This window comes from Streptomyces sp. MB09-02B, from assembly GCF_033794485.1.
GTDB lineage: Bacteria > Actinomycetota > Actinomycetes > Streptomycetales > Streptomycetaceae > Streptomyces.
Map to the genome: position 1 here is coordinate 20,711 of NZ_JARGEE010000062.1, position 9,042 is coordinate 29,752.

Consider the following 9,042-nt stretch of genomic DNA (forward strand, 5'->3'; position numbering starts at 1 on the left):
AGGAAGCTGTGACGGTCTGCGGTGACGGATGGTTGGATGCCGATGTCTGGCGGTCTGATGGCTCGTTGGACACGCCACGGGCTGTACGACCAGGCCTGTGGGCGGCCGTGATCGCAGGGGATGGGGAGCCGACGGGTGAGTGACCGCAGTTCGATCGAGTGGACCGAGGCGACGTGGAATCCCACGACCGGCTGCGACCGGGTCTCGGACGGATGTGACAACTGCTACGCCCTGACGCTGGCGAAGCGGCTCAAGGCCATGGGGTCGGCGAAGTACCAGAACGACGGCGACCCCCGCACCTCCGGCCCCGGCTTCGGCCTGACCGTGCACCCGGACGCGCTGCGGGTACCTCTGGGCTGGAAGGCGCCGCGCACCGTGTTCGTGAACTCGATGTCGGACCTCTTCCACGCCCGCGTCCCGCTGGACTACGTCGAGCAGGTCTTCGACGTCATCGCGCAGACCCCGCAGCACACCTATCAAGTGCTCACGAAGCGGGCACGCCGTTTGCGGCAGGTCGCCGACCGGCTTACGTGGCCGGCCAACCTGTGGATGGGGGTGTCCGTGGAGAGCGCGAAGGAACTGCCGCGTGTCGACGACCTGCGGCAGGTTCCGGCCGCGGTGCGGTTCCTGTCGTGCGAGCCGTTGCTCGGGCCTTTGGACGGGCTGGACCTGACGGGCATTCACTGGGTGATCGCCGGCGGCGAGTCCGGCCCCCGCTTCCGCCCGATGGAGCAGGAGTGGGTCACGGGGATCCGGGACGCCTGCCTGCAGGCCGATGTGGCCTTCTTCTTCAAGCAGTGGGGCGGCCGGACCCCGAAGGCGTCCGGCCGGCATCTTCAGGGCCGGACCTGGGACCAGATGCCTATGCCCGAACCTGTGCCTGCAGGCTGATCCGGCTCTTCGTCGTGAGCTTGCCCGGCGACTGGACGGCGATCACGCCGTCCTGCCGCATCTGCCGGGCCGCCTGCAAGGCGTGCTTCGGCATCCAGCGGGCGGTCTCCGTCAGCAGCCACTCGCCGATCGCCTCCACGGTGGTGGCCCCGTAGCCCAGGCGCTGGGCGACCAGTTCGGCCAGCTCGTCGTCGATCAGACCCGCGGCCTGGAACAGGTCGAGCTGGCCGTCTGCCTTGGCACCTCGGGTGCGGGGGTCGCGAAAGCTCTCGCCGTCGAGGCCGTCGACCTTCCACATGGCGTCCTTCATCGCCTTCAGGCCCGCGGTGCTGCCGGTGCCGAAGACGAGGTAGAGGGGCTGCCCGGTGCGGGGGACGAGTTCGAACTGCAGCTGGTAGCCGAAGCCGGCCCGGCGCAGCGCGTCACGGTAGGTGCGCAGCCATACGCGCCACTTCTCGTCGGGACCCAGCTCGTCGGCGGCCGCGGTCCAGAAGCCGCGGCCGCCGAAGACCGTGTCGAGGATGTCGGCGTTGAGCTCCTCGCGGCGGCTGAACCAGTTGGGTCCGAAGGTGGTGATGACTTCGCTGGAGCGGTTGCGGGCGATGCGGGACATCACATGCAGCGGTACGTTGACACTGCCCCAGCTGTCGAAGATCCCCAGGATCGGGTGGCCCCAGGCTCCGAGCTCGTCGAGAACTGCGAGGCTGTCGCGGCCCGCTTCACCGCGCCGGACCTCCACCCGTACCGGCAGATCCTTCAGCGGCCCGAAGCGGGAGACGAGTTCCGCCACGAGGTGCTCGTGGCGCGCGCGGTCCTTCTCGATGAATATCAAATGCACCCGCCGGGGGCTGAGGTGCATGCGGTCGACCGCGTGATGGCCGAGCAGGCGGTCCAGTATGAACACCGGCGAGCCCGGCTCGCCGTCCTCGTAGCGGCCCGGGCCGGCGAACGCGTCCAGGAGCGTGACCCGGGGCCGGGAGTAGCCGGTGCTCTGGGAGGTCTGCAGCAGGATCGGCCACCAGGCATCCAGGTACCGCTGGTACAACCGGTGCTTGGCCGCGGTCGCCGGCTCCAGCTTCCACAAGACGCCCATCCGTGCCCCCTGTTCAGGATCGCCACGGTCGGCGGCTGGCGCGTGCCAGTCGCATCCCCTGATAACAGATGGTGTGCGCAACGACGTTCAGCGTAAAGACCGCGTAGCAGCCGCCGGGGGAGCGGGCCGTCCAGCTGACGGAGTAGCGTCGGCCACGGATCGGCCCCCTCCCGGGAAAATGGCGCCCAGTGAGTCTTCGCGGAACCAGGCCAACGGGTCGGCCTCCTCGTCCCCATTCGCTTACCCCCAGGTGATTCTTCGCTCCCATGTGTGTGGTGATGACCTGACCGGCTGCCTCGTCCGCTTCCGTCACGGAGCCCACGGCAGGTAGAGGCCTGGGGTTGATGGGCCGGTATCCGGTCAGCGGCCTTTGACGGCCCCTCAGGACTCCGCTAATCTTCATGCCGAATCAGATATCAGAGTTTGCATGGAGGGAGTGGGTGGAATGCTGCTGACGACCGGACAGGCAGCCCAGGAACTCGGCTGCGCCATCACCACCTTCCGCCGTCTCGTGCACGCCGGACTGCTGCCGGGCCTGTCCCGCCGTGGCGTGCGTGTCATGGTTCCGCTCCATGTGGTCCAGGCACTCGGCCAGCGCCGGCACGCCCCGCTGGACCGGCTGGACGCTCAAGAGATCGCCGTCCTGCGGGTCGACGCGGCCAAGCAGGTACAGGAACCGGACCGGAACTGGATCGGCTTCGCGGCCTCCCTCGCCCCCGAGGACCTCCTCAAGGCGCTGCGCGGCTGGTGGCGGTGCGATGCGCAGAGCGTGGCGGCCGGTGGAGTACTGCCGGTGACCCTGTCGGGCTACGTGGTAGCCGTGCTGACCGGCCTGGAAGACTGGGAGAAGAACGCCCAGGGCCGCTATGCCTTCCCTCGCGCGCGGCTGGCGGGCTACGTCACCGACCTGGCCACGCCCGTCCATCACGTGACCGCCTCCTCGCCGGCCGACCGGGTGCTCGCTGATCTGCTGCTGGGCAGCCGGCTTGTCTCCCACTCGGGCGGGGCGATCGCCTACGTCCCCGCACCCGCCGCCCGCCGTCCGGACAAGGAAGCCTGATGGACGCACAGCGCTACACCGCAGCCCTCGCCGAACTGCGCACTGTACGGGACGAGATCAAAAAGACCCGGGCTTCCCTGGCGAAGCTGGAGGCCGAGCGGGACCGGCAGATCACACGGCTGGCCGGGTACGAGAAGGCGAAGGCGGAACGGATCGCCCCGGCGGCCGGACTGAGCCTGGCCCACATCGTCACCCTGGCCCCCGCCCTTGCCCCCGACCGCCTCACCACAGCCGAGACCACCCCGTCCCACCTCGAGCTGGATGCCCCAGCCGCCGTCAACGACGGCACGAAAACTCCGTCCCACCCCACCGTCCAGTCGGGAGCGGTGGCGCCCGCGATGACCGCCACCGCACCAGCACCGCCCGTCGCCGCCTCGCCGCCGGTCGCTCCTGCCGAGGACCCTGCCTCCGCGAAACCCGCAGCCCCAGACGCGCCGCGTGCCCTCCCGTCGATCCCCGACGGGGCAGCGGGCAACAGCTGGTTCACGCACACCCCGAACCTGCTCTCCACGCCACCGAACTTCACCCAGCAGGCCCGCTCCACTGTCTTCCTGGACACGGACACGGGCGTGCTGGTGCACCGCAGTCAGACCCACCGCCTCGACCTGGCCGACACCTCCGTCTCCGCCATCCTGACCGCCGTCTTCCAGACCCTTCCTGAAGGCACGGAGCGGATCTACATCACCGCCGGTGACCCCTGGCACCGCGACGCCGACCGCTACCCCTACCTGCGGGATGCGGTCGCGGCCTGGCTGAACGCCCCCACGCCGGGCTGGCGCACCGACACCGGCCGCGGCCGTGACCGGATGGCCGGACACTTCGTCCACGCCCGCAACCCCGTCGGCCGCTACCAGCGCGACAACGGCGAGCACCACGTCGAAATCCGCTCGGTGGGGGAGTGGTTCGACACCGGCGGCGACGACCCGGCCACCGTCCGGGACGCGTTCGTACTGCTGTGGCAGGCACTGCGCCGCCACTGGCCCGATGCGGTCATCATGGGCTCCCCATCGCAGACCGGCCGCGACCTGTGGACCCGCACCATCCCCACCCGCGGCCAGCACGCCGAAGGCTTCCCCGTCCTGTCCGAGGAACTGCGCGGCCTGCTGCATGCCACCGCCGGCCAGGGACGCAACGAACTCATCCTCCCGCCCCGCGTCCCCGAACAACTGCCCCAACTCGTCGAGTACGACCGCACTTTCGCCTACGCCAAACACACCTGGAAGTCCCCGGTCGGCGCCCCCCGCCGGATCACGGCCGCCACCTTCGCCGCCTGGAGCGAGAAGGAGCAGACCCGGGCCCTGTACGGCTGCGGCCACTGGCAGGTGCGGGTCACCGTCCCCGACACCTGGAACCACGTCGGCATCCTGCCCGCCCCCGCGCCGGGCGACCGCGCCTGGCACTACCCGGCCGCGCCCAACGCCACCTTCACCACCTGGGCCGGCGGCCCCGAAATCCACACCGCCCTGACCAACCCCATCACCCCGTGGAAGATCGAGATCCTCGACGGGATCCTGTGGGACGACGGCAAACCGCTGGACGACTGGGCCAAGAAACTCAAAGAGACCTGGACCAACCTGTCCGCCCAGGCCCACTTCCAGGGCGACGCCCAGCAGGCCCGCGCCGCCCACCTCGCCTCCCGCGCGGTGCGCGCCATCCTCCTGTACGGCATCGGCGCCTTCGCCCAACGCCCCCGCATGGTCACCGGAACCACCCCCCGCACCCTTGAGCGCGACATCCCGCCGGACGCCGAAATCATCGGCTTCGACGACGAGCAGATCACCTGGCAGAAACCCACCGGCTTCAGCCGGGACCCCAACGCCCACCCCGAATGGGCCGCCGCGATCTGGTCCGGCGCCCGCGCCGCCCTGCTCACCCAGCGCCACCGCGATGACAACACCCATGCGGGTGCCCTGCACACCGCGCCCGGCACAGTTGTCGCCTTCCGCACCGACGCCCTCTACCTCACCCAGCCCCAGAGCTGGCCCTACCACCACCAGCCCGGCGACTACCTCCTGCGCGGCCACCTCACTGGCCCCGTCACCGCCCCCACCACCGAAGAGGAACTCCTCATGCTGCGGGACACCGGGCGCGCGGCCCTTACTGCTGAACGGGAGGCCTGATGCCGCCCCGCACCCGCCGCAACCAGCCAGGCCGCCAGGGCGAGTTGAACGAAGCAGCCCGCCTTGCCGACCGGCTCCAGGCGGCTGGCTACACCAGACGGGACATCGCCCGCGTCCTCGACCGAGATCCCTCGCTGGTCTCGCAGTTCTACACCAAGAACAAGGGCGCCGCCTTCGTCCCCGCGCTCCGGCAGGTTCTGGCCGCCGTCGAGACCGGCGGCATCACCGACCTGCCCGAACTCGCAGCCCTCGCCGCCCGACACACCCGCCGCCGCACCACCGCCTCCGGCGCCCGCGCCCGCGTCCGCGGCAAAGCCGTCCTCATCACGCCCACCGGATCCGGCACCGGCCGCGTCGGCGCCCAAGCGATCGCATCAGGCTCCGCCCGCCTGCGCCCCCTGATCGCCGAAGCCGCCCGCCGCGGCCTGCGTCTGGCCTTCACGGTCCGCCTGGCCAAGACCGGCTACCTGCATCCCTCCGGCAGCCGCACCGACTCGCCAGGTATCCGCCGCGACGTCATTCAGCGCGCTGACCACACCGAAGAACGCTCCTACGGTTCCGCCCAGACCGGAGGCCTCGACGCCACCGACTTCGCCCGGCGCGTGGATGCCGCCAGCGGAGATGTCACCGCCGCTGTACGCGAGTGGCTGGTGGAAACAGGCCGTATCCAACCGGACGCTCACATCCTCCACCTGGAGGTCCGCACCTGGCGTCCACGCTGATCTCAATGTCGAGCCAGCCCCTGGCACGCAGACAGCTGATCAAGCACGCAGCCGATTCGCTTCTGCAGTGGCCTCAGTGACCGCCGAGACGATCCGCACCCACCATCCCCACGCCGATACGCCGCTCCTCGAACGCCCCGCCATGACGAGGCCACCCTGCTGCTGTGGAGCGCGCAGCAGATCGCCCCAGTGTCCTGCCAGGGGCCACAGCGGCCGGCACGGCCGTGTCGCAGCGGTGTCACGCGCCGGCTGGTGCGGGCTGCTCCTCGACCTGCGGCGGTGCCGCCTGCTCTGGCACCGCAGAAGAGGTGTAGAAGACGGAATTGCCCTGCTTGCTGCGCTGCGCCTGGCTTTTGGCCACCAGCCCTTCGAGGGTGGTGCGCACCACGGTCGTCTTGACGCTGCGGTCAGGATGAGCCTCGCCGAGGGCTGCGGCGATCTCCGCCGCCGAGCGCGGCTCGCTCTGCTCGGCGAGATGGCCACGGATCAGCTCGACCAGCGTCGGCTGCGCTGATTTCACGGGTGCCGCCTTGCCTGCGTCCTTCTCGGCGGCCGGCTTCCCGGCCGTGCCACGACTGGGTGCGGAGGCGGTCTTCTTCGTCTGCGCCCGCTTGCCTGTGCCGGACTTGGCAGTCTTCTTCGCCGTGCGGGGGGCGGGCACCGTAGTGCTGTCCGACAAGGTCGCAGGCTCCGCGGCAGCCGGTGCTGCGCCGATCGCCTGCTGGATGCTGACCAGCACCGCGTGGTCACGCTGGTGGGCTGCCAACTGCTCCTGCAGCGCGGCGATTTCTGCGCCGATCCGTTGTTGCTCCTTGGCGTTGCGTTCGAGGTCTGCACTCACTTGAGCGGTGTACTGCGATGTCAGTTCGGTAGCGGAAACGTCCTCGGGCATGGGGCGCACAACCTTTCCTCGGCTATGTGGCCGGAGTTGAAGGACCTACCGCACACATGTGTGCTGTCCCCGGCCGGTGGCTGCGGGACGGCAGCAATAGTCAGTGCACAGTGCCCTGCCGTAGAGATAGTACGGATAGCCGGAGCTGTCTGTTCTCCCCGAACATGCCTTTGGACTGACCTCAGCCTTCAGCGAGCCGGTGGCGGGGTCCGCGGGCTGCGGGGCGAGTACGCGTGTGCGGCGAGGGCAGTTGCCAGACCACCTGGTCGGTCTCCCGGTCGCGGTGCCAGGCTGCCAGTGTGCGCAGAGCCACCAGCCGGTCCAGGAGCTCTCCTGTCTGGTGAGGGGAATGACCGCATAGCCGGGCGAGGACGTCCATGTCGGTGCCGTGGCCGCCATGGCCGGAGCAGTGTGCCGCCAGCACCAGGGCGGTGAGCCGCAGCACGGGTGGTGCGACGGCAGGCGGGACCAAGGGGACGCAGTGAAGCGCCCAGTGGGCGGCGCGGCGGCGCGCGCTGCGGCCGGGTGCCTGGTCCAGGACTGTGGCATCGAGTAGGTACACCGTCACTGGTGCCGGCTTCAGGACCGGCATCTCCAGCCACCGGGCCTGGGCCAGTTCCTGCCACAGTTCCTGGCGTCGCTGCAGGCGCATGCCGCGCAGCAGGCCTGCCGGGAGCCGGACCTGGCCGCGGGCGTCGGCGCGCAGGGCGCACTGCAGGGCCAGCAGCCGGGCGGCGGGGGAAGTGAAGCGGGGGACTGCCGATGCCAGATATGTGAGCATCTCCCGTACCCGCACCCGCTCGTCGCGTCCGGCACCGGGGTTGTCGCGCACGGGAGCCGGCGGGTAGGCGTCCGGGCGAAGCCGGCGAGGACCGAGCAGCGTGTCCGGCACGACAGCGGTGTGGCTGGTCGCCGCCGCGCAGGCCGCGCACGTGTCGGCCAGGCGCCAGGTGCGGCCGCTGCGGTCACGGGTGAGGGCGAGCAGCACCGGCCCGCCGCAGCCGCGGTGACGCGGATGCCAGGAGCAGCCGCGTTCCCGGCACTGGCAGGTGCGCAGATGGCCCGGCAGCGTGTCGGCGCGGGCATGGCAGGCCAGATGCGCCAGGGCGGCGGCACGCGCGGAGGAACCCTTGAGAGAGGGGGTGTGGGCGGTGCAGTGCGGGCAGACGAGACCTGGCCCGCCCGCCTGCGGACGCAGTTCCACCGTCCAGATACGCCGCACTGTGCCATGCGCGCCGGCAAGCCTCATCGGCTGGTCGTCCTCCCGTCCGTCCACGCGGCGATGACCGGTGCCCGGGCTGCTGAAGGCCCCGGGACCGGACGCACGGTAGAGCAGATCCCCGCACCGCGAATGTCACTCCCGTCACCGGCAGATAGTGCAGAAGTCTGCACTGACAGGGCAGGGTTCTGCACCGTCGGATGGTGGGGTGACGATCTTGCCGCCCGACCCCGACCTCACCGCGCTGCGCGTCGAACTCGCGCGCCTGCGGGGCGAGCGCGGCTGGACCTTCGATGAACTCGCCGACCGCAGCGGCCTGGCACGGCGCACCCTCATCGACCTCGAACACGGCCGCACCACCGGCAGCCTCACCACCTGGCACACCCTCGCCCACACCTTCGACGTCTCACTCGAGCACCTGCTGGGCACCCTCTGCGACGACCACACCCCACCCGGCACGCCCAACTCCTGACCCCCGCGCCGCCCGGCGGACGCCGCATCACGAATCACCCGAACCGGCGAACAGGCACAGAACACCTGACCGTGTATCGGCGTACGTGTTCGAGCCGGCTGGGCTGATCGTGGGACATACCCCGCAACACATGACCCACCGCCGCGTGTTGCCTGGCACGGTCCCGCCATGCACCCCACCCCTTCCTCCGCGGGCCGCCACTGGGACGGCAGCCCGTGCAAGAGCCGACACCCCCGCTCCCTGAGAGTGGCCGCCACCAGCCTCAGCCGCCTGCTGCGCACTGGCCACACCAGCCACTGCCATCGCTGCGGCCACCGCACGGACATCTACCCGCGCGCCGACCAGCGGCCCATCGCCCTGCACCCCGCCGAACTGGCCACCGCCCACGTTCCCGCCCCCTGCCGCTGGCACCTGAGCAGCGGCATCGCCCACCCGCACGGCGACAGCAGCGCCTGGTGCCGCATCCCGCACGCGGTCGTGTGCCCGGCCCGTACCCCCACCTGCCCCGCGAGCCCGCGCCTTGAGGCAGTACGCCGCCACCTCGCCGTCCGCTCCCGCCGCCTGATCGACACC

Annotated in this window: 9 protein-coding genes; 6 read left to right on the forward strand and 3 right to left on the reverse strand. The window is 70.6% G+C overall.

The window, feature by feature from the left end; genetic code table 11:
• Positions 1–135 precede the first annotated feature (135 nt).
• Positions 136–891 (forward strand): phage Gp37/Gp68 family protein, encoded by a 756-nt coding sequence (locus P1P70_RS12070; protein ID WP_319236818.1) that lies wholly within the window; start codon positions 136–138, stop codon positions 889–891.
• Here P1P70_RS12070 and P1P70_RS12075 read toward each other — a convergent pair.
• Positions 863–1,984, reverse strand: coding sequence for a three-Cys-motif partner protein TcmP (locus P1P70_RS12075; RefSeq protein WP_319236819.1), 1,122 nt, complete (start codon positions 1,982–1,984; stop codon positions 863–865). The genes P1P70_RS12070 and P1P70_RS12075 overlap by 29 nt on opposite strands.
• 445 nt (positions 1,985–2,429) lie before the next feature.
• Between P1P70_RS12075 and P1P70_RS12080 the strand changes: the two genes are divergently transcribed.
• Genes P1P70_RS12080 through P1P70_RS12090 form a run of 3 tightly spaced genes read left to right on the forward strand, consistent with a single transcriptional unit; the run spans position 2,430 to position 5,886 of the window.
• Complete coding sequence (locus P1P70_RS12080) at positions 2,430–3,044, forward strand: DNA-binding protein (RefSeq protein WP_319236820.1); 615 nt, start codon at positions 2,430–2,432, stop codon at positions 3,042–3,044.
• Positions 3,044–5,164, forward strand: a complete 2,121-nt coding sequence (locus P1P70_RS12085) for a hypothetical protein (protein ID WP_319236821.1) — start codon at positions 3,044–3,046, stop codon at positions 5,162–5,164. Before P1P70_RS12080 ends, P1P70_RS12085 begins: the two co-directional genes overlap by 1 nt.
• Complete coding sequence (locus P1P70_RS12090) at positions 5,164–5,886, forward strand: helix-turn-helix domain containing protein (RefSeq protein ID WP_319236822.1); 723 nt, start codon at positions 5,164–5,166, stop codon at positions 5,884–5,886. Before P1P70_RS12085 ends, P1P70_RS12090 begins: the two co-directional genes overlap by 1 nt.
• 238 nt (positions 5,887–6,124) lie before the next feature.
• Here P1P70_RS12090 and P1P70_RS12095 read toward each other — a convergent pair whose 3' ends face one another.
• Both P1P70_RS12095 and P1P70_RS12100 read right to left on the reverse strand, forming a co-directional pair.
• A complete protein-coding gene (locus P1P70_RS12095; protein WP_319236823.1) occupies positions 6,125–6,778 on the reverse strand; it encodes a hypothetical protein in 654 nt (217 codons plus the stop codon).
• Between the two features lie 181 nt (positions 6,779–6,959).
• Complete coding sequence (locus tag P1P70_RS12100; RefSeq protein WP_319236824.1) at positions 6,960–8,054, reverse strand: hypothetical protein; 1,095 nt, start codon at positions 8,052–8,054, stop codon at positions 6,960–6,962.
• A gap of 151 nt (positions 8,055–8,205) precedes the next feature.
• Between P1P70_RS12100 and P1P70_RS12105 the strand changes: the two genes are divergently transcribed.
• Positions 8,206–8,469, forward strand: coding sequence for a helix-turn-helix transcriptional regulator (locus P1P70_RS12105; protein ID WP_319236825.1), 264 nt, complete (start codon positions 8,206–8,208; stop codon positions 8,467–8,469).
• Positions 8,470–8,637: 168 nt separating this feature from the next.
• Positions 8,638–9,042, forward strand: a 405-nt coding sequence (locus tag P1P70_RS12110; RefSeq protein ID WP_319236826.1) for a DUF6083 domain-containing protein, incomplete at its 3' end; no start/stop codon positions are given.

Coding starts and splice junctions, on each gene's coding strand:
- P1P70_RS12095 (WP_319236823.1), bottom strand. CDS start 6,778: ATGCCCGAGGACGTTTCCGCTACCGAACTGACATCGCAGTACACCGCT.
- P1P70_RS12090 (WP_319236822.1), top strand. CDS start 5,164: ATGCCGCCCCGCACCCGCCGCAACCAGCCAGGCCGCCAGGGCGAGTTG.
- P1P70_RS12075 (WP_319236819.1), bottom strand. CDS start 1,984: ATGGGCGTCTTGTGGAAGCTGGAGCCGGCGACCGCGGCCAAGCACCGG.
- P1P70_RS12085 (WP_319236821.1), top strand. CDS start 3,044: ATGGACGCACAGCGCTACACCGCAGCCCTCGCCGAACTGCGCACTGTA.
- P1P70_RS12080 (WP_319236820.1), top strand. CDS start 2,430: ATGCTGCTGACGACCGGACAGGCAGCCCAGGAACTCGGCTGCGCCATC.